The organism is Pseudomonas kilonensis (assembly GCF_001269885.1).
Lineage (GTDB): Bacteria > Pseudomonadota > Gammaproteobacteria > Pseudomonadales > Pseudomonadaceae > Aquipseudomonas > Aquipseudomonas kilonensis.
On the sequence record NZ_LHVH01000026.1, the window covers coordinates 1 to 20202 of the forward strand.

Genomic DNA, 20202 nt, shown 5'->3' on the forward strand with positions numbered 1-20202 from the left:
AAGGAGTTTTCCGTTTCGACTGCGCCGGAAGTGGGGCGAATTATAGACTTCCAGAATCTGCCGTCAACCCTTAATTTGATTTTTCTATCTTGAGCCCGACACCACACTTAAATCTGCCCGGTATATAGACGGAATCGTCGCACATGCGCAATATACTGCTCAACGCAGCCTCCCCCGCCTTTATTCTGGACGACACTTCGTAATGACACCCCCTCCACATCGCAGCCTGGCCTCCACCCTGTATCCGGTTGCCCTGCTATTAATAGCCATGGCCTCCATCCAATCGGGAGCCTCCCTCGCCAAAAGCATGTTCCCGGTAGTGGGCGCACAGGGCACTACGACGCTGCGACTCATTTTTGCCAGCCTCATCATGCTGTTGTTGCTACGCCCCTGGCGCGCCAAGCTCACCGCCCAATCCCTGCGCACGGTGATCGTTTACGGGATGGCGTTGGGCGGCATGAACTTTCTCTTCTATATGTCGGTTCGTACCGTTCCACTGGGTATTGCCGTGGCACTGGAGTTCACCGGGCCTCTGGCAGTTGCCATTTACGCCTCACGCCGGGCAATCGACTTTCTCTGGATCGCCCTGGCAGTCGCTGGCCTGCTTCTGCTTATACCGACCGGAGCGACCAATGCCGGTATTGACCTGCTTGGAGCCGGCTATGCGCTGGGCGCAGGTGTTTGCTGGGCGTTGTACATCCTGTTTGGCCAGAAGGCTGGCGCGGACAATGGTGTGCAAACCGCCGCACTGGGGGTAATGATCGCGGCCCTATTCGTCGCACCGATTGGGATTGTGCACGCAGGCGCCGCACTGCTCACACCGAGCCTGATTCCAATCGCCATCGGCGTCGCCATTCTGTCTACGGCTCTGCCCTATACCCTGGAAATGATCTCCCTGACCCGAATGCCAGCCCGCACTTTCGGCACTCTGATGAGCGTCGAACCGGCAGTCGCGGCCCTGTCGGGGCTGGTCTTTCTGCAGGAGTACTTGTCCCTGGCCCAATGGTTAGCCATTACCTGCATCATCCTGGCGTCGGTTGGCGCAACGCTGACCATGGCCAACACCGCGAAGCCTGCCGTCGCGGCAGATTGAAGCAGGATTTAACGAAGGTCTGGTATTTGCCGCGCATTTAGGCCATGTTTAGGCCAGTAACCCAATGTCAGACATGGATTTTTTCATACAGGACGTCATGAACGCTTCACGCCAGAGCGAACACAATCGTACGTGGACACAAGATCCACGACGATCATAAGGACGGGAATGAAACGAATTTTGATACTGATCGCCGTACTTGCAGTAGCGGGCTGTGCGGCAACATCGAAAACTGAAGTCAAGCGCGGTAAAAAAGGCCTGCACATCAATTGCTCCGGCCTGTCCTCATCCTGGGACCAGTGCGCCGCCAGTGCCGCCAACTCATGCGCGCCCAAGGGTTACAAGGTCATTGCAAAGTCCGGCGACGCCGTCGAAGAACCCGGGGATTATCCCTTCGGGCTCAATCCCGCCGGTTATACCAGCCGCAGCATGATCGTCATCTGCAAATAGGCCACGTCAGTCGAGCCCTTGCTCGGCCATTCGGCGCCTAATCTCCTCATGACTGGACTTGAGGACGTCACGCTGGACCTGCGGCGTGACCAGCATCCGCGCAACAACCAACGCCCCCACGCATTGAGACAGGATGGCCCAGGCCAGACTGTCGCTTCCCAATATCCGCGCCCAGCTTTCGTGCAAACGACAGATCCACGTTTGCGCCGCCTCCCTCACCTGGACATCCGATCGCGCGATCTCGGCACCCAGCACCGGCAACGCACACCCGGCTTCGGGCTGCTCAACGTGGCTCATGCTCAGGTACTGCTTGAGGCAGCGCTCCAGCTTCATTGAGTCCATGGCACCGTCGCCACTCAGACGATCCAGGCTTTGGGCCAATTCCCGCTCGACAATGGCCTTGAAAAGCTCATCCTTCGATGAGAAGTGGCTATAAAACGCACCGCCGCTCAACCCGATCGCTTTCATCAAGCCATCGACACCGACCGTGGAGAACCCCGACTTCTTGGCAGAGACGGCACTGCTGGCGAGCAGTTTCTCGCGGGTTTCCATTTTGTGATTGGCTGAATATCGCATGGTCCTGCCCCTGATTGCTCACCTTGACGCTTGCCGGATCTTAGCATAACGTCCGTTTAGCTAACGATCGTTTACCAATGAGGCTAACCATGAATAACAAGAAGGTCGTACTGGTTGTTGGCGCGGGCGATGCCACCGGCGGAGCGATTGCCAAACGCTTTGCGCAGGAAGGTTTTGTTGCCTGCGTTACCCGCCGCAGCGCCGACAAACTCGAGCCTCTAGTGGCTGGAATCCGCGCCCAAGGCGGCGAAGCCCACGGGTTTGCCTGTGACGCGCGCAAAGAAGACGACGTGATCGCACTCATCGAGCAAATCGAGAACCAGATCGGCCCGATTGAAGCCTTTGTGTTCAACATCGGCGCCAACGTCCCCTGCAGCATCCTTGAAGAAACCGCGCGCAAGTATTTCAAGATTTGGGAGATGGCCTGTTTCTCAGGTTTTCTCAATGCGCGGGAAGTGGCCAAGCGCATGGTCAAGCGCCAGCGCGGGACGATCCTGTTTACCGGGGCAACGGCGGGATTGCGCGGCGCTTCGGGGTTCGCCGCATTCGCAGGCGCCAAGCATGGCATCCGGGCATTGGCCCAGAGCATGGCCCGTGAACTGGGGCCGCTGAATATTCATGTCGCCCATGTGGTGGTGGACGGCGCCATCGACACCGACTTCATCCGCGATAATTTCCCGGAAAAATATGCCACCAAGGATCAGGACGGCATCCTGAACCCTGAACACATCGCCGACAATTACTGGTACCTGCACAGCCAACCCCGCGACGCCTGGACCTTCGAACTGGACCTGCGGCCCTGGAGCGAGCGCTGGTAAACCCTCCCCTCACAACAACAAGAGAGCAGATCCCATGAGCAAATCGGTGGAGTTTTACTTCGATTTCGGCAGCCCGACCACGTACCTGGCCTATACCCAGTTGCCGACGCTGTGCGCGCAGACCAACAGCCAGCTGATCTATCGTCCGATGTTATTGGGCGGCGTCTTCAAGGCAACCGGCAATGCATCACCGGCGACAGTGCCGGCCAAGAACCCTTACCTGTTCAAGGATCTGAATCGCTTCGCCAAGCGCTACGGCGTTGCGTTCCAGTTCAATCCACACTTCCCCATCAATACACTGCAACTGATGCGCGCGGTGACTGGCATGCAGTTGCGCCAACCTGAACGCTTCGAGGCCTTCGTCGATTGCCTGTTCCGTGCCTTTTGGGTGGACGGCCGCAATCTCAATGACCCGACGACTGTCGCAGCGGTCCTGAACGAGGGCGGCTTCGATGCCGACTATGTGCTGGCCTTGACGAACAACGAGCAGGTCAAGCAAGCACTCAAGACCACCACTGAAGAAGCCATCGCACGGGGCGTGTTCGGCGCCCCGAGCATGTTTGTCGGCAACGAGTTGTTCTTCGGCCAGGATCGGTTGGACTTCGTCCGTGAAGCCCTCGCCTGATCCTCTACTTCAAATTGCCATCGTTCGCGTGTTGAGCCATTGCAGTGCGTCACCGTCCAGCAACGGGCTCAAGCGACGCTGAACCTCGGCGTGGTAGGCGTTGAAGCAATCTTTTTCGTCCTGGGTCAGCAGCGAAGGTTCCAGGCAGCGGGTGTCGATCGGGCACAGGGTCAGGGTTTCAAACTCAAGGAACTCGCCGAACTCGCTGCTTCCGGCTTCACGATTCAACACCAGGTTCTCGATGCGCACCCCCCAGCGACCGGGACGATAAGTGCCCGGTTCGATGGAGGTGATCATGCCTGCCTGCATCGCCGTCTGCGGCGCGGCAGCGGCTTGATAGGCAATCACCTGCGGGCCTTCGTGGACATTGAGGAAATAGCCGACGCCATGGCCGGTGCCGTGGCCGTAATCCACCTGCTCCGCCCAGATCGGTGCACGGGCGATAGCATCCAGCAACGGCGAAAGAATGCCCCGCGGGAATTTGGCCCGGGACAGGGCAATCACGCCCTTGAGCACGCGCGTGCAATCACGTTTCTGCTCAGCAGTGGGTGTGCCAACCGGTACCATGCGAGTGATGTCGGTGGTGCCCCCCAAGTACTGGCCGCCGGAATCGATCAGCAACAAGCCATCACCTTCGATGACCGCATGGGCTTCTTCCGTGGCGTGGTAATGAGGCATCGCGCCGTTGGCGTTAAAGGCGGCGATGGTGTTGAAACTCAGGGAGACGAAGTCCGGCCGGCGCGTGCGGGCGGCGGTCAGGTGCTCGTCGATGGTCAACTCGGTGATGCGCTCGCGTCCCCAGGCCCCTTCCAGCCAGGCGAAGAACTCACAGAGCGCCGCGCCATCCTGCTCCATGGCCTGACGGATGTGTTCGGCATCGGCCAGGCTTTTGCGAGACTTGGCCAGCGTCGTTGGATTGAGACCTTCGACCAACTTCACGCCGCTGCCCAGGTTATCCAGCAAGCCGACCGTCACTCGCGCCGGATCGATCTGCAGGCTCGCGCCGGCCGGCACTTCACGCAATGCAGCGCCGGCTTCGCTGTAATCGCGCAGGGCCAAGCCGTCCTGTTCAAGAACGGCACGCAGCGCTGCGTCAACCTTGTCCAGGGCCACGAACAGCGTTGCCTGTTGCTGGCTGATCAAGGCGAAGGAGACGAACACGGGGTTGAACGACACATCCGCGCCGCGCAGGTTGAACAACCAGGCGATGTCATCCAGCGTGGCGATGAAATGCCAGTCGGCACCGCGCTCCTTGAGGGCTTCGCGCAGCTTGGCGAGTTTCTCGACCCGGCTGACGGTCGCCTGGGGAGGCAAATGGGCATAGACCGGCTGATCCGGCAAGCTTGGGCGATCGCTCCAGACTGCCTTGAGCAGATCGATGTCGGTACGCAACCGCGCGCCGCGTTCCGCAAGCTTGCCGCCCAGGGTGCGAGCCGACGCCACGGCCATGACCGCACCGTCAACGGCGACCACTCCACCCTCAGGCGTTTGTTCCGCCAGCCAGTCCAAGGGGCCGGGCTGGCCGGGAATGAGCTTGACCAGCTCGATACCACTGCCCTCCAGCTCCTTGGTGGCCTGCTCCCAATAACGGCTATCGGTCCAGACGCCGGCGAAACTGTCGGTCACGATCAAGGTACCCACCGAGCCATGGAACCCCGACAGCCATTGCCGTCCCTGCCAATAGCCCGGCATGTATTCGGACAGATGCGGGTCGGCCGATGGCACCAGCAGCGCATGAATGCCCTCTCGGCTCATCAGTTGGCGGATTTGGGCCAGGCGCTGGGGAACCAGTCCATGGGGCAAAGGCTCGGTGCTCATTGTTTCTCCTACTCATTGATATTGTTGTTCGATGCCGAAGACGGCTTATGGGGTCGTGGCCCAGAACGCCGGCGCAGTCGCGCACGCCGCCTGGATCAGCCGCACCGCCTCGTCGATATCCTGCTCGGTGGTAAAACGGCCCAGGCTCAAGCGAATGGTCCGCCCGGCCGCACGCGCATCGTGCCCCAGGGCCAGCAGCACGTGGGACGGGGTGTTGTGCGCCGAATTGCAGGCCGACGTGGCAGAAAATGCAATCGATACGCCTAATGCTACCGGGTTGAAGTCACCTTCGTTGAAGGTCAGGCTCAGCGTGTGGGGAATCCGACGGCTCGCACTGCCGTTTATACGCACACCGGGCAAGGCCAGCAGCGGCTCCAGCAAACGATTGCGCAACCGGGCGATTTTAGCGAGTTCTTCGTCGAATGCCTCGGCCGCGAGTTCGAATGCGGCGCCCATGGCTGCGATCTGGTGGGTCGCCAGGGTCCCGGAGCGCAAACCGCCTTCATGCCCACCGCCGTGAATCTGCGCCGACAACCGTGGCCGGGCACGGTCGCCGACGTAGAGCGCACCGATGCCCTTGGGGCCGTAGATCTTATGCGCGGAAAAAGACATCAGGTCCACCGGCCAACGAGACAGGTCGATCTGCACCTTGCCGGCGCCCTGGGCTGCGTCCACATGAAACAGCGCGCCGTGCTCGCGAACAATCTCGCCGATGGCGATGACGTCGTTGACGGTGCCCAGCTCGTTGTTCACCAGCATCAGCGACACCAGGAACGTGTCTTCACGCAACGCCTCGCGAACCGCTTGCGGACTGATCAGGCCCTCGGCGTCCGGCGCCAGCCAGGTCACCGCAACGCCGATCTCTTCAAGCTGGCGCGCCGTGTCGAGAATCGCCTTGTGTTCGATCAGACTGGTGATGACATGGCCGGCGGAACCACCGCGCGCCTGGGCCACCCCTTTGAGGGCCAGGTTATTGGATTCGGTAGCGCCGGACGTCCAGACGATCTGTTCGGGCTGAGCCCCGACCAGTTGCGCCACCTGCTGGCGGGCACGTTCCACCGAGCGCCGGGCCTCCTGGCCGAAGGCATGGGAACTGGAAGCCGGGTTGCCAAAGTTGCCGTCAAAGCCCAGACACTCGACCATGACCCGGATGACCCGCTCATCCACCGGCGTGGTGGCGGCGTAGTCGAAATACAAAGGACGTTTATTCATAGGAAACTCGCAGAGCCTGCTCCGGGATCAGGCGCCCTCGTTGGGTTCGAGACTAGCAATACCTGATCAAAGACCTTAAAGAAGTCGGACTTCGTTTAAAAGTGCGTAGGAACGCTCCTGAACAGCGAGCTTAGCAGGCATCGCGGCGAAGCTCAGCCCTCAACTGATGCTTTCGAGCAACAACGGATACAGCGAAGCGACCAACAACAGCGCCATGCCCCAGTTGAACAGGCGCAGCCAGCGACGATCACGCAACAGGTTGCGCAACAGGCTGCCGCACACCACCCACAGGCTCACGCTTGGCAGGTTGATCAGGGCAAACACCCCCGCAATTACCAACACGTTGAAGAAATAACCCTGGAGTGGCGTGTACGTACTGATGGCACCGATGGCCATGATCCAGGCCTTGGGATTGACCCATTGGAACGCCGCGGCGCCCCAGTAGCTGATCGGCGTATTGTCCCCCGGCTGGCTTTCCGAAACCGGGCCGGAGTGGGCTATTTTCCACGCCAGGTACAACAGGTACGCCGCGCCGATGTAGCGCAGTGCGGTATAGAGCAGTGGATAAGTCTGGAACACCGCGCCGAGACCAAGGCCCACCGCCAGCACCAGGGAAAAGAAGCCGCAGGTAACACCCAGCATGTGAGGAATGGTGCGGTTGAAACCGAAATTGACACCCGAGGCCAACAACATGGTGTTGTTAGGGCCTGGCGTGATCGAGGTCACCAGGGCAAACAGGGCGAAGCCCAGCAGCAGGTCAAGCGAAAGGGTCATGTCAGGTCAGTCCATCAGGGCAGGTCAGTCAAGCCATGACCCTACCCCACGCCTTGGCGCAAACCCACGGACAGTTGGGCAAAACTTTAAGCGGTACAGTCCCTCAGCTTGACCGGCCTGGCTGTTGCACGACCCGCTCGGCACTCATTTGGCCCTGATCGTCGAAACCCACGTTTTTCTGCGACGAACCGAGCAGCTCGGCTTTTTTCGCGTGGTACTCATCGAACGAAAGGCCACGGCGATTCAAGGCTTCAAGGGCCAGTTCGCGGGTCTCGTCGGCGGTGTAGGGGCGCAGCTCCGGGGAAGAACTGGCGCAACCGCCCAGGAGGATGGCGGTCAACAGCAGCAAAACAGCAAAGGTACGGTTCATGGCAAGTGTCCGGTGTTCTGGAGTGGGGCGATAAACAAAGGCTACCCGCCAGCCCCGCGCGGCAGAAATCAACCCTCTCGATAGTGGCTATTGCCTTTGCAGATCAGCCGCTGCATTCAGCCGACCAACTGGCAATGCAGCGCGTTGTCCAGGCTGCGCTCGATGTTGCGCAGCACTTGGAAGGAGCCGAACGTCACGGCTTTGGCTCGATGAGCCTGGATCAGCCGCCAGAAATCCTGCTCGCCACTTTCGAAGCTTTGAAGCGCCGCCTCGCCTGCCTCGCGGGTTTGCCACTGCAAATAGTTGAGCACCCGCCGACCATCCTCGCTGGCCTGGATACTGGCACTCAGGAACCCCTGGTGGTCCCGAGCCAGGCGCTCGGTTTGTTCCGACAAGGCGGTTACCAGCGCCTGCTGCCATTGCGGTTCGATATCGAATTCCATCAACTGGGTGAAACTGCGATTGTTCCTTGGTGATTGCATGAAAGGTCCCCTCTGCACGTAAGGCGGATCTTGCGATCCGAACGCGTGCAGGGTAAAACCTAAAGTTAACTTTAGGTCAAGCAGTGAATTGAGGCGATGGCACAGATCGATGTCCACAAGGAACTCACCGTCGGCCAAGTGGCCGCCCGCAGCGGCGTGGCAGTCACGGCCCTGCACTTCTATGAATCCAAGGGGCTGATCAAAAGCACGCGCAACCAGGGCAACCAACGTCGCTACTCACGGGCAGTCTTGCGCCGCGTGGCGCTGATCAAGGTTGCCCAGCGCCTGGGCATTCCCTTGGCGGAAATCGGCGAGGCGTTGAAAAACCTGCCGGACAACCGTGCACCAACGGCCGCGGACTGGCAGACCTTGTCGGCGCAGTGGAGCCGGGACCTGGACGAGCGCATCAACCAATTGGTGACGCTGCGCGATCGACTCAACGGCTGCATTGGCTGCGGATGCCTGTCGATGGAAGCTTGCCCGCTGCGCAATCAGGGCGATGTGCTGGGCAAACACGGGCCAGGGGCTCACCTGTTGGAGCCGCCGTGAAGCGTTCGTCGGGACATGAGCCCGCCCACGGCGGCTGACCTATAGTGGATGGGCGCAAAACCGACGAAGACTCTCTTCGCCTCCCATAACAACAAGGAGAACCGTCATGGGCGTCAAAGCCATTCCCGAAGGTTTCCATAACATCACGCCCTACCTGGGCATTCAGAAAGCTGCCGAAGCCATCGACTTCTACAAAAAAGCCTTCAATGCCACCGAGGTCATGCGCCTAGCCATGCCCGACGGCGGCATCGGGCATGCCGAACTGCGGATCAACGGTTTTCCGATCATGCTCGGCACACCTTGCGACCAAGGCCCACTGAGCAACCCGGACCCATCGCCATCGGTCGGCCTGCATTTATATGTCGAGGATGTGGACAGCGCCTTTGCCCGGGCCATTGCTGCCGGTGGCACAGTGATTTCAGAGGTCAAGGACCAGTTCTACGGCGATCGCACCGGTACCTTGAAAGATCCCTATGGGCATCTGTGGTTCCTGGCGACGCACAAGGAAGATCTGAGCCAGGAACAGATCGAGCAACGGGCCAGGGAGATGTTCCAACAGCAAGGCTGATTTGCCCTTGCTCCCGCGGGGTTACGCCCCGTCGGAGCTGTGTAGGAGCTGTGTAGGAGCTGTGTAGGAGCTGTGTAGGAGCTGTCGAGTGCAACGAGGCTGCGATCTTTCCCCAGTCACTTGAACCTCAAGCGAAAGATCAAAAGATCAAAAGATCAAAAGATCAAAAGATCAAAAGATCAAAAGATCAAAAGATCAAAAGATCAAAAGATCAAAAGATCAAAAGATCAAAAGATCAAAAGATCAAAAGATCAGAAGATCAAAAGATCAAAAGATCGCAGCCTTCGGCAGCGCCTACCACGCGAAACATTTTCTTTCATCTTCCCCTTCAGGATTGCGATCGCTCGTTCGTCTTAATTAGATGCAGTAGGCCGCGTCGGCAAAAGCCACGGTCTGCTTTTTTGCGGTTCACGGTATTGCGAAGCCCGTAATACCGAACCTTTCATCGAATCAAGACGTTCAATCATGTCGAAGAAGTCCCGCTCCAAACTCTGGTTCCTGGTCCATAGCTGGCTGGCATTGCCCATCTGGTTTTTCGTGCTCATCGTTTGCGTCACTGGCACCCTCGCGGTGGTCAGCCAGGAGATTGTCTGGCTGGTCAACCCGGAAATGCGCGCCAGCAAGCCCTCGGACGATGCCCAACTGCTCAGCTATGACCAGGTGATCGCCGCGATCAAGCACGCCCAGCCGCAAACCCAGGTGCAAAGCATCGTCCGCCCGGACGAGTCGCACTTTGCCCTGGAGGTCGGCGTGACCTACCCCGACGGACGCCCCGACACGGTCTACGTCAACCCCTACAGCGGCGTCATCCAAGGCTCGGCGCCGACATTCAACTTCCAGGCCTTCACCCGCGCCCTGCATGGCTGGTGGCTGGTGCCATTCACCAATGGCTACAGTTGGGGCTGGTACCTGGTGTCGTTCCTGGGCCTGCCGTTGCTCGCATCCCTGGTGACCGGGCTGGTGGTCTACAAGCGTTTCTGGAAAGGCTTCTTCCGTCCGACCCTGCGAATTCGCCATGGCGCGCGGATTTTCTGGGGTGATTTCCACCGGCTCAGCGGGATCTGGTCGATCTGGTTCATCGCGGTCATCTCCGTCACCGGCACCTGGTTCCTGATCCAGGCCTTGCTGGGCGACAACCAGATCTCCATTTCCAGCGAACCGGTCATCCCGGTGGTGGCCCGTGAAAACGTGCCGTTGTCCGTCGACGGCCTGCCGCCCCCGCAGTTGAACCTGGACCGAGCCATCGAAATCGCCCAGCAACGCATCCCGGGATTGGAAGCAAGTTTCATCAGCCTGCCCGGCAATGCCTACAGCCATCTGGAGGTCGGCGGCCGCGGTTGGTATCCGCTGATGTTCCAGACCGCCACCATCAACCCCTACAACGGTGACGTGGCCGCCTCGCGACTGCTGTCCGACCGCACGACGCTGGAGTTCGTCACCGAATCCATGCGCCCCTTGCACACCGGCGACTTCGGCGGCCTGTGGATCAAGCTCATCTGGTTTTTCTTCGGTTTGGTCCTGAGCATGATGGTTCTCAGCGGGCTGTTGATCTGGACCAAACGCACGGCCCTGGCCACCGCCAATGCCTTCAAGCGTAGCCAGAAACCCAGCCGTGAAGCCCGAATCGCACCGGCATTGCAGCCGTCCCTCCACCGTGAATCGTCGGAGGGCAGCCTGTGAATCCGTCCAATACGGCCTCATCACCGTCACGCCTGGGCCTGTTCTGGCATAAATGGCGCTTCCACCTCAACGTGCTGTTGCTGCTGATCCCCCTCGGGTTCATGCCCAAATACTTCTCCGAAGCCGCACTGTTGCGCGGTGATGCCGGGCTTGGCGAGCGGGAAGTCGGCGAAGTCCAGGTCGGCCCCTGGAGCCTGCGCCTGGCGGAATTTCGCAACGAAGCCCCACGCGTCCAAGGGCCTGCCGGCCCCATGAAACATTTCAACGCGGCCCTGTGCGAACGCTGTATCGGCCAGGTCAAGGCCACCTACCTGCGCATCGGCAAACCCCGCAGCCTACGGGCCGCCGGAGTCATTTTCTTCGGCTCGCCCTATCGCATGAGCGCCTTGTTGCCGGTCCCGCCAAAGACCCAGCCCGATGCCGAACTGTGGATAACCCTCGAGGGTTGGGACGGTTCGATGCACCAGGCCTCCATTCCCCTGAGCCAGGCCTCCCCGGCCACCGTCGCCTGGCTGAAGAACCAAGGACCCAAACCATGACCCTCCGCGCCTTATTCAACGGCCTGGCGTTGCTGTTCTGCGCCGGTGCAAGCACCAGCGCCCTGGCTCACAACCCGATGTGCGAATGCAAAGCCATCGACGCCGAGCAGATCCAATGCACCGGCGGTTTTTCCGACGGCAGCGGCGCGCCCGGCGTGACCCTGGACGTAATCGGCTATGACGAGACCATCCTTGTCCCGGGCAAGCTCGGTGCCGATTCGAAGCTGACCTTCAAGAAGCCGGACGCTGAGTTCTACGTGCTCTTCGACGCCGGCCCCGGCCACGTGGTGGAAATCGACCAAGCCGACATCGAGGCCCCATGACCAACGCCACGACTCAAGTCATCCGCCCCGCTGGCGCGGGCCATGAAACCCTGTATGTGTTGCTGCTGTGCCTGGTCATCGTGCTGGTGGCCGGATCGGTGGTGGCCTTGCATGGCAAAGCCGAAGACACCACGCACCTGGCCTCGAACCAACTCGACGCCCGCCGCGACCTCAGCGCCGCCGAGCAGGGCATCTACGCCGACCTGCGGGTGACCCTGGATGAAATCCGCTTGCTGCGCGAAGACCAACCCACCCTGCCCGGCCCGCAAACCCTGGCCGAAGAAGGCTTCGCGCCGTTCGCCCAGGACGCCAGCGCTGTCAGCCGGGGCGGCCACGCCTGGCAACAGCTGCAGGACCAGGCCTATTTCGGCGCCAGTGCCAATTCTTCCGTCGCAGGTTCGTTTCTGATGCGCATCGGCGAAGCGTCCGACGCCGCGCCGGACATCTGGCTCAACCGCAGCAACGGCCTCGCGACACCTACCGCGCTGGACGACGCCGCTTTGTCCGCCGCCGGCTGGCAACAGATCGTCGCGCAATTCGATGCCGGCGTAACCCGCCAGCACCGGCACTGACCCCACGCCTTCATTCGAGAGAAGACCGTTTGCCCATGCCTATTGCATCCCAACGCCGCCCCTTGCTGCGCCTGCTGCTGATCGGCCTGCTGGCCTGCCTGCTCACCTCGCAGGCGTACGCCGAAACAGCCAAGCGCCTGCGCATCGGCATCACCCTGCACCCTTATTACAGCTATGTGGCCAACATCGTCGGCGACAAGGCCGAGGTCGTGCCGCTGATCCCGGCCGGTTTCAACCCCCACGCCTATGAACCACGGGCCGAAGACATCAAGCGTATCGGCGGCCTCGACGTGATCGTACTCAACGGCGTGGGCCACGACGACTTCGCCGATCGCATGATCGCTGCCAGCGAAACCCCGAACGTGAAGGTGATCGAGGCCAATGAAAACGTGCCCCTGCTGGCTGCCACCGGCACGGCGGCCCGTGGCGCAGGCAAGGTGGTGAACCCGCACACGTTCCTGTCCATCAGCGCCTCCATCGCCCAGGTCAATAACATCGCCCGGGAGTTGGGCAAGCTCGACCCGGACAATGCCAAGGCCTACACCCAGAACGCCCGCGCCTACGGCAAGCGCCTGCGGCAGATGCGCGCCGCTGCCCTGGCGAAGCTGACCCAGGCCCCCAATGCCGAGTTGCGGGTCGCCACGGTGCATGCCGCCTACGACTACCTGTTGCGCGAATTCGGCCTGGAAGTGACCGCCGTGGTCGAGCCGGCCCACGGCATCGAACCGAGCCCCAGCCAGTTGAAGAAAACCATCGACCAACTGCGCGAGCTGGACGTGAAGGTGATCTTCTCGGAGATGGATTTCCCGTCCACCTACGTCGACACCATCCAGCGTGAATCGGGCGTGAAGCTGTACCCGCTCTCACACATTTCCTACGGCGACTACAGCCCCGAGAAATACGAAAAGGAAATGGCCGGTAACCTCGACACCGTGGTCCGGGCCATCCAGGAGTCTGGCGCATGACCGTCCAGGAAACCCTCACCCTGCAGCGCGTCGGCCCCTTGATTGAGTTCGCCGACGTCAGCCTGAACCTGGGCCGCACCACCATTCTCGACAGCGTGGCATTCCAGGTGGAACCCGGCAGCATCCATGCCTTGGTGGGCCCCAATGGTGGTGGCAAGAGTTCGCTGATCAAGACGTTGCTGGGGCAGATGCCGCACCAGGGACGCTTGAGCCTGCAATGGCCAGGCGAGCCCGGTGTGATCGGCTACGTGCCCCAGGCGCTGGAGTTCGACCGGGGCCTGCCCATGACGGTGGACGATTTCATGGCGGCGATGTGTCAGCGGCGCCCCGCCTTTCTCGGCTTGAGCAAGCATTACGCCGGCGCCATTGGCCAGGCCCTGGAGCGGGTCGGCATGCAGGACAAGCGCAAGCGACGCATGGGCGCGCTGTCCGGTGGCGAGCGGCAGCGAGTGTTGTTGGCCCAGGGGTTGATTCCCTCGCCGCAACTGCTGGTGCTGGATGAACCGATGTCGGCCCTGGACGAGGCCGGTATCCAGGTGTTCGAGCAGTTGCTGCAGGACTGGCGCCAGGCCGGGATCACCGTGCTGTGGATCGAACATGATCTGGAAGCCGTCGGGCGCCTGGCCGACCGTGTCACCGGCCTGAACCGCCGAGTGCTGTTCGACGGCCCGCCCCGCCAGACCCTGACTCCAGAACGCCTGCTGACGCTGTTTTCCACCCATCCGCGCACCAACGGGAGCGCTGCCTGATGAGTTATGAAGCCTTTCGTCTGATGGTCCAGGGCTGGGCTTCGGCCGGTTATCTGCCCGAAGCGCTGGCCTATGGGTTCGTGGTCAATGCCTTGCTGGCCGGGTTGTTGATCGGCCCGGTGCTGGGCGGTCTCGGCACGCTGGTGGTGGTCAAGCGCTTCGCGTTTTTCTCCGAGGCGGTGGGCCACGCGGCGCTGACTGGCGTGGCCATCGGCATCCTGCTCGGCGAACCCTACACCGGGCCATACGGCAGCCTGTTTGGCTACTGCCTGTTGTTCGGCATCCTGCTCAATTACCTGCGCAACCGCACCGGCCTGGCGCCCGACACGCTGATCGGCGTCTTCCTGTCGGTGTCCCTGGCCCTGGGCGCCAGCCTGCTGTTGATCCTGGCGGGCAAGATCAACGTGCACATCCTGGAGAACGTACTGTTCGGCTCGGTACTGACGGTCAATGGCAATGACCTGCTGGTGCTGGCGGTGGTCGGCTCATTGGTGATGGCCCTGGCCTTGCCGCTGTACAACCGCATCATGCTCGCCAGCTTCAACCCGCAACTGGCGGCGGTGCGCGGGGTGGCGGTCAAGACCCTGGACTACTTGTTCGTGGTGCTGGTGACGCTGATCACCGTGGCGGCGGTAAAAGTCATTGGCGCCATTCTGGTGGGTGCGTTGCTGGTGATCCCCGCTGCGGCGGCGCGCCTGCTCAGCCAATCATTGAAAGGCTTTTTCTGGTGTTCAGTGCTGATCGCCACCGTCAGCACCTTGTGCGGGATTCTCGCGCCAATTGTGTTCGACCTGCCGATCCCGTCCGGCGCTGCGATCATCCTGGTGGCCGGCATCGCCTTCGCCCTGAGCGCCATCGCCCGCGGTGTCGTCCCCAGCCTCAAAGGGAATCTTGGATAAATGGTTTTTTCATTGCGACAACTGACCCTGGCCGTGGCGTTGTGCGGCGTGGCCGTCACCTCATCATTTGCCAGCGAAAAGGTCCGGCTGCTGGCATCGTTGCCGGTCACCTACGGATTGGGCGAGGCCTTGCTCAAGGGCACCGAGGTCAGCCTGGAGCGGGCCGCGCCCGCCAACTTGCCCGGCACCCGGCAGAGCGCCTACTTCAGCGGCCGTGGCGCGTCGGCGTTGAGCAAACTGGCCAGCGATGCTGACGGGGTGATCGGGCTGCGCTCGCTATGGCCGGACGATCCGCTGTACCCCATGGCGCGACGCAGCAATATCCGCATCGTCGAAGTCGATGCCGCGCGCCCGGTGGACGGTGCCCTGCCCGGTATCGCCGTGCAACCGGGCATGGCCGACGGCCTGGCGAGCCAGCCGTGGATGGCCAGCCATAACCTGGGGCGCATGGCCGACGTGATCGCCGCCGACCTGGTGCGCCTGGCCCCAGCGGACAAACCGAAGATCGACGCCAACCTGGCGACCCTCAAGCAGCGCCTGCTCAAACTCAGCGCCGACAGCGAAAAACGCCTCGCCAACGCCGATAACCTGAGCGTGATCAGCCTGAGCGAGCATTTCGGCTACCTGATCAGCGGGCTCAACCTGGACGCAATCAGCACCGATACCCGGCCCGACGCCGAATGGACAACCGAAACCCTCAAGCAGTTGAGCGCGACGTTGAAAGACAATGACGTGGCGCTGGTGCTGCATCATCGCCAGCCTTCGGATGCGCTGAAGGCAGCCATCACAGAGGGAGGTAGCCGGTTGCTGGTGTTGGGCACCGATGGGACCGATCCGGTGGCGGAGTTGGAAAGCAATGTGGGACTGGTCGTCACAGCGCTGACGGAAGGCTGACAACAATCCCCTGTGGGAGCGAGCCTGCTCGCGATGAGGTCAGCACATTCAACATTGATGTGGACTGACACACTGCTTTCGCGAGCAGGCTCGCTCCCACATTTTGATCTGTGACAGATTGAGATTCCGGATCCACTGAAAATCCCCTGTGGGAGCGGGCTTGCTCGCGAAGAGGCCGGCACATCCAACATTGACGTCGACTGATACTCCGCCATCGCGAGCAAGCTCGCTCCCACAGGGTTCAACTCAGTTCAGGACATCCCCCGGCACCCGCACAAACCCTTCCATCAACACCCGCGCGCTACGGCTCATGATGGCTTTTTTCACGGTCCATTCGCCGTTGACCTGGCTGGCCTCGGCGCCGACGCGCAGGGTGCCGGAGGGGTGGCCGAAACGCACCGCGTTGCGCTCGATGCCGCCAGCCGCGAGGTTGACCACGGTGCCGGAAATCGCCGCGGCGGTGCCGATGGCCACCGCTGCGGTGCCCATCATGGCGTGGTGCAGCTTGCCCATGGACAGCGCCCGTACCAACAGGTCAACGTCGCCAGCCGTCACGGCTTTTCCGCTGGATGAAACGTAGTCCGCCGGCGGCGCGACGAACGCCACTTTCGGTGTGTGCTGGCGCTGGACGGCTTCGTCCAGGTGCTTGATCAAGCCCATGCGCAGAGCGCCGTGAGCGCGAATGGTTTCAAACATGGCCAACGCCTTGGGATCGCCGTTGATGGCGCCCTGCAGTTCGGTGCCGGTGTAGCCGACGTCCCGGGCATTGATGAAAATCGTCGGGATCCCGGCGTTGATCAGCGTCGCCTTGAAGGTGCCCACACCGGGCACTTCCAAGTCGTCCACCAGATTGCCGGTGGGAAACATCGAACCGCCACCGCCCTCTTCCTCGGCGGCCGGGTCCATGAATTCCAATTGCACTTCGGCCGCCGGAAAGGTCACGCCGTCGAGTTCGAAGTCCCCGGTTTCCTGCACCGCGCCGTCGGTGATCGGCACATGGGCGATGATGGTCTTGCCGATGTTGGCCTGCCAGATCCGCACCACGGCCACGCCGTTTTGCGGGATACGGCCAGGCACCACCAAGCCACTGCTGATAGCGAATGAACCGACCGCCGCCGACAGGTTGCCGCAGTTGCCACTCCAGTCCACGAACGGCTTGTCGATGGACACTTGGCCGAACAGGTAATCGACGTCGTGGTCGGCCCGGGTGCTCTTGGACAGGATCACAGTCTTGCTGGTGCTGGACGTCGCGCCGCCCATGCCATCGATCTGTTTCTCGTACGGGTCGGGGCTGCCGATCACCCGCAGCAGCAGGGCATCCCGTGCGGCGCCTGGGACGCGGGCCGCTTCGGGCAGGTCTTGCAGGCTGAAGAACACGCCTTTGCTGGTGCCGCCACGCATATAGGTAGCGGGAATTCTGATTTGCGGTGCGTGAGCCATGATGCTCCTCAAGCGGACACGCCGGGTGTCCGCAGCTGTGATTTAGACGGCAACCGCCGATTCAAGGAAGTCCTGGGCAAAGCGTTGCAGCACGCCCCCGGCTTCATAGATCGACACTTCTTCAGCGGTATCGAGGCGGCAGGTCACTGGCACTTCGACGCGCTCGCCGTTCTTGCGAGTGATGACCAGGGTCAGCGTCGCCCGCGGGGTGCGCTCGCCGATCACGTCATAGGTTTCACTACCGTCGATGCCCAGGGTCTTGCGATCGGTGCCGGGCTTGAACTCCAGCGGCAACACGCCCATGCCCACCAGATTGGTGCGGTGGATACGCTCGAAACCTTCGGCAGCGATCGCCTCGACACCGGCCAGACGCACGCCCTTGGCCGCCCAATCCCGGGACGAACCCTGGCCGTAGTCGGCGCCGGCAATGATGATCAGCGGCTGCTTGCGCTCCATGTAGGTCTCGATGGCTTCCCACATGCGCATGACCTTGCCTTCCGGCTCGACCCGGGCCAGGGAGCCCTGCTTGACCTTGCCGTTTTCCTGGACCATTTCGTTGAACAGTTTCGGGTTGGCGAAGGTGGCGCGTTGCGCGGTCAGGTGGTCGCCGCGGTGGGTCGCGTAGGAGTTGAAGTCCTCTTCCGGCAGGCCCATTTTCGCCAGGTATTCACCCGCGGCGCTGTCCAGCATGATGGCGTTGGACGGCGACAGGTGATCGGTGGTGATGTTGTCCGGCAGCACCGCCAGCGGGCGCATGCCCTTGAGCGGCCGCGCACCGGCCAGCGCGCCTTCCCAATACGGCGGACGACGGATGTAGGTGCTTTGTGGGCGCCAGTCGTACAGCGGCGTCACTTTCGGCCCGGTGTCTTCCTGGATGGCGAACATCGGGATGTACACCTGGCGGAACTGCTCCGGTTTCACCGAGGCCTTGACCACCGCGTCGATTTCTTCGTCGCTCGGCCAGATGTCCTTGAGACGGATCTCGCGACCGTCCACCACGCCCAACACATCCTTCTCGATGTCGAAGCGGATGGTCCCGGCGATGGCATAAGCGACCACCAACGGCGGCGACGCAAGGAACGCCTGCTTGGCGTACGGATGGATACGCCCGTCGAAGTTGCGGTTGCCCGACAGCACGGCGGTGGCGTACAGGTCGCGGTCGATGATTTCCTGTTGGATCACCGGGTCCAGCGCGCCGGACATGCCGTTGCAGGTGGTGCAGGCGAACCCCACCACGCCGAAGCCCAGCGTCTCGAGTTCGGACGTCAGGCCCGCCTCATCCAGGTACAGCGCCACGGTTTTCGAACCCGGCGCCAGGGAAGACTTGACCCACGGCTTGCGGACCAGGCCCAGGCGGTTGGCGTTGCGCGCCAGCAGGCCGGCGGCGATCACGTTGCGCGGGTTGCTGGTGTTGGTGCAACTGGTGATGGCGGCGATGATCACCGCACCGTCAGGCATTTGCCCCGGCACATCGTCCCACTGCCCGGAAATGCCTTTGGCAGCCAGATCCGACACCGCGACACGGGCGTGCGGGTTGCTGGGACCGGCCATGTTGCGCACCACCGACGACAGGTCGAAGGTCAGGCCCCGCTCGTATTGCGCGCCCTTGAGCGTGTCGGCCCACAGGCCGGCCTGCTTGGCGTAGGTCTCGACCAGTCGCACCTGGTCGTCTTCGCGCCCGGTGAGTTTCAAGTAATCGATGGTTTGCTGGTCGATGTAGAACATCGCTGCCGTGGCGCCGTATTCCGGGGCCATGTTGGAAATGGTCGCGCGGTCGCCCAAGGTCAGGGCACTGGCGCCTTCGCCGAAAAACTCCAGCCAGGCACCGACGACTTTTTGCTTGCGCAGGAATTCGGTCAGCGCCAGCACCATGTCGGTGGCGGTGATGCCCGGTTGCAGCTTGCCGGTCAGCTCGACGCCGATGATCTCCGGCAGGCGCATCCACGAGGCGCGGCCGAGCATGACGCTTTCGGCTTCCAGGCCACCGACGCCGATGGCGATCACGCCCAGGGCATCGACGTGGGGCGTGTGGCTGTCGGTGCCCACGCAGGTGTCGGGGAACGCCACGCCGTCACGCTGCTGGATCACCGGGGACATCTTTTCCAGGTTGATCTGGTGCATGATCCCGTTGCCCGGAGGAATCACGTCGACGTTCTTGAAGGCCTTCTTGGTCCAATTGATGAAGTGGAAGCGGTCTTCGTTGCGCCGGTCTTCGATGGCGCGGTTCTTGGCGAAGGCTTGCGGGTCGGAACCACCGCTTTCCACCGCCAGGGAGTGGTCGACGATCAGTTGGGTCGGCACCACCGGGTTGACCTGCGCCGGGTCACCGCCCTGCAAGGCGATGGCGTCGCGCAGGCCCGCCAGGTCCACCAGCGCGGTCTGGCCGAGAATGTCGTGGCACACCACGCGGGCCGGGAACCACGGGAAGTCCAGGTCGCGCTTGCGCTCGATCAGTTGCAGCAGCGACTCGCCCAGCGTGGCCGGGTCGCAGCGCCGCACCAGGTTCTCCGCCAGCACGCGGGAGGTGTACGGCAGGCCGTCGTAGGCGCCGGGGCGAATGGCATCCACGGCCTCGCGAACATCGAAATAATCCAGCGAAGTGCCGGGCAGCGGTTTGCGAAATTCTGTGTTCATCGTCAGGACTCGGGTCACGGTGGTTTCAGAAGGGTGGCGCAACCATTGAAGTCAACACATTCCCCTGTGGGAGCGGGCTTGCTCGCGAATGCGGAGTGTCAGTCGACATCAATGGTGAATGTCAGTCCGTCTTCGCGAGCAAGCCCGTTCCCACAAGGGGTTCTCGGTTCCT

22 protein-coding genes are annotated in these 20202 nt (G+C 61.9%); 14 read left to right on the forward strand and 8 right to left on the reverse strand.

Annotated features, from left to right (window positions below):
- The first annotated feature begins 202 nt into the window (after window positions 1–202).
- Window positions 203–1093 (forward strand): threonine/homoserine exporter RhtA, encoded by an 891-nt coding sequence (rhtA, locus tag AD662_RS19705; protein ID WP_053189555.1) that lies wholly within the window; start codon window positions 203–205, stop codon window positions 1091–1093.
- A 168-nt stretch (window positions 1094–1261) separates the two neighbouring features.
- Window positions 1262–1543: a hypothetical protein gene (locus AD662_RS19710; protein ID WP_014337379.1), complete on the forward strand. Its 282-nt coding sequence runs from the start codon at window positions 1262–1264 to the stop codon at window positions 1541–1543.
- Between the two features lie 6 nt (window positions 1544–1549).
- Here the strand turns inward: AD662_RS19710 and AD662_RS19715 are convergent, their stop codons facing one another.
- Window positions 1550–2119, reverse strand: coding sequence for a TetR/AcrR family transcriptional regulator (locus AD662_RS19715; protein WP_018600292.1), 570 nt, complete (start codon window positions 2117–2119; stop codon window positions 1550–1552).
- An 89-nt stretch (window positions 2120–2208) separates the two neighbouring features.
- On the opposite strand from AD662_RS19715, the gene AD662_RS19720 reads away from it, so the two are divergent.
- Window positions 2209–2937 (forward strand): SDR family oxidoreductase, encoded by a 729-nt coding sequence (locus AD662_RS19720; RefSeq protein WP_018600289.1) that lies wholly within the window; start codon window positions 2209–2211, stop codon window positions 2935–2937.
- 34 nt (window positions 2938–2971) lie between these two features.
- Window positions 2972–3562, forward strand: a complete 591-nt coding sequence (locus AD662_RS19725; RefSeq protein WP_053189558.1) for a 2-hydroxychromene-2-carboxylate isomerase — start codon at window positions 2972–2974, stop codon at window positions 3560–3562.
- A 9-nt stretch (window positions 3563–3571) separates the two neighbouring features.
- On the opposite strand, the gene AD662_RS19730 is transcribed toward AD662_RS19725, so the two are convergent.
- The 5 genes from AD662_RS19730 to AD662_RS19750 all read right to left on the reverse strand — a co-directional run bounded on the left by AD662_RS19730 (window position 3572) and on the right by AD662_RS19750 (window position 8218).
- Complete coding sequence (locus tag AD662_RS19730; protein ID WP_053189560.1) at window positions 3572–5380, reverse strand: aminopeptidase P family protein; 1809 nt, start codon at window positions 5378–5380, stop codon at window positions 3572–3574.
- Between the two features lie 45 nt (window positions 5381–5425).
- A complete protein-coding gene (locus AD662_RS19735; RefSeq protein WP_053189562.1) occupies window positions 5426–6592 on the reverse strand; it encodes a cysteine desulfurase family protein in 1167 nt (388 codons plus the stop codon).
- Window positions 6593–6751: 159 nt separating this feature from the next.
- A complete protein-coding gene (locus AD662_RS19740; protein ID WP_018600282.1) occupies window positions 6752–7366 on the reverse strand; it encodes a LysE family translocator in 615 nt (204 codons plus the stop codon).
- A 103-nt stretch (window positions 7367–7469) separates the two neighbouring features.
- The gene (locus AD662_RS19745; protein WP_053189564.1) at window positions 7470–7736 is read right to left on the reverse strand and encodes a hypothetical protein; all 267 of its coding nucleotides are present in this window, start codon (window positions 7734–7736) and stop codon (window positions 7470–7472) included.
- A 116-nt stretch (window positions 7737–7852) separates the two neighbouring features.
- A complete protein-coding gene (locus AD662_RS19750; protein ID WP_018600279.1) occupies window positions 7853–8218 on the reverse strand; it encodes an antibiotic biosynthesis monooxygenase in 366 nt (121 codons plus the stop codon).
- A gap of 96 nt (window positions 8219–8314) precedes the next feature.
- On the opposite strand from AD662_RS19750, the gene soxR reads away from it, so the two are divergent.
- The 10 genes from soxR (at window position 8315) to AD662_RS19800 (ending at window position 15956) form a co-directional block, all read left to right on the forward strand.
- Window positions 8315–8767 carry a redox-sensitive transcriptional activator SoxR gene (soxR, locus tag AD662_RS19755; RefSeq protein WP_018600277.1) on the forward strand — a complete coding sequence of 151 codons (453 nt, stop codon included), beginning with the start codon at window positions 8315–8317 and terminating at the stop codon, window positions 8765–8767.
- A gap of 106 nt (window positions 8768–8873) precedes the next feature.
- Complete coding sequence (locus tag AD662_RS19760; protein WP_018600275.1) at window positions 8874–9335, forward strand: VOC family protein; 462 nt, start codon at window positions 8874–8876, stop codon at window positions 9333–9335.
- A 465-nt stretch (window positions 9336–9800) separates the two neighbouring features.
- On the forward strand, window positions 9801–11015 hold the full coding sequence (locus AD662_RS19765) for a PepSY-associated TM helix domain-containing protein (RefSeq protein ID WP_018600273.1): 1215 nt from the start codon (window positions 9801–9803) through the stop codon (window positions 11013–11015).
- Window positions 11012–11554, forward strand: coding sequence for a hypothetical protein (locus tag AD662_RS19770; protein ID WP_018600272.1), 543 nt, complete (start codon window positions 11012–11014; stop codon window positions 11552–11554). Before AD662_RS19765 ends, AD662_RS19770 begins: the two co-directional genes overlap by 4 nt.
- The gene (locus AD662_RS19775; RefSeq protein ID WP_014339410.1) at window positions 11551–11877 is read left to right on the forward strand and encodes a hypothetical protein; all 327 of its coding nucleotides are present in this window, start codon (window positions 11551–11553) and stop codon (window positions 11875–11877) included. The genes AD662_RS19770 and AD662_RS19775 overlap by 4 nt, the downstream gene beginning before the upstream one ends.
- Entirely contained in the window at window positions 11874–12449 is a 576-nt protein-coding gene (locus AD662_RS19780) for a DUF6162 family protein (RefSeq protein ID WP_053180777.1), read from the forward strand. Before AD662_RS19775 ends, AD662_RS19780 begins: the two co-directional genes overlap by 4 nt.
- Before the next feature lie 35 nt (window positions 12450–12484).
- Entirely contained in the window at window positions 12485–13414 is a 930-nt protein-coding gene (locus tag AD662_RS19785; RefSeq protein ID WP_053189566.1) for a metal ABC transporter solute-binding protein, Zn/Mn family, read from the forward strand.
- Complete coding sequence (locus tag AD662_RS19790; protein WP_053180781.1) at window positions 13411–14163, forward strand: metal ABC transporter ATP-binding protein; 753 nt, start codon at window positions 13411–13413, stop codon at window positions 14161–14163. The genes AD662_RS19785 and AD662_RS19790 overlap by 4 nt, the downstream gene beginning before the upstream one ends.
- Entirely contained in the window at window positions 14163–15062 is a 900-nt protein-coding gene (locus AD662_RS19795; protein WP_014339414.1) for a metal ABC transporter permease, read from the forward strand. Before AD662_RS19790 ends, AD662_RS19795 begins: the two co-directional genes overlap by 1 nt.
- Window positions 15063–15956 (forward strand): metal ABC transporter solute-binding protein, Zn/Mn family, encoded by an 894-nt coding sequence (locus AD662_RS19800; RefSeq protein WP_053189568.1) that lies wholly within the window; start codon window positions 15063–15065, stop codon window positions 15954–15956.
- A 246-nt stretch (window positions 15957–16202) separates the two neighbouring features.
- On the opposite strand, the gene prpF is transcribed toward AD662_RS19800, so the two are convergent.
- Together prpF and acnD are read right to left on the reverse strand one after the other, a co-directional pair.
- Window positions 16203–17396: a 2-methylaconitate cis-trans isomerase PrpF gene (gene prpF / locus AD662_RS19805; protein ID WP_053189570.1), complete on the reverse strand. Its 1194-nt coding sequence runs from the start codon at window positions 17394–17396 to the stop codon at window positions 16203–16205.
- Between the two features lie 42 nt (window positions 17397–17438).
- Window positions 17439–20030: a Fe/S-dependent 2-methylisocitrate dehydratase AcnD gene (gene acnD, locus AD662_RS19810; protein WP_053189572.1), complete on the reverse strand. Its 2592-nt coding sequence runs from the start codon at window positions 20028–20030 to the stop codon at window positions 17439–17441.
- Window positions 20031–20202: the final 172 nt, after the last annotated feature.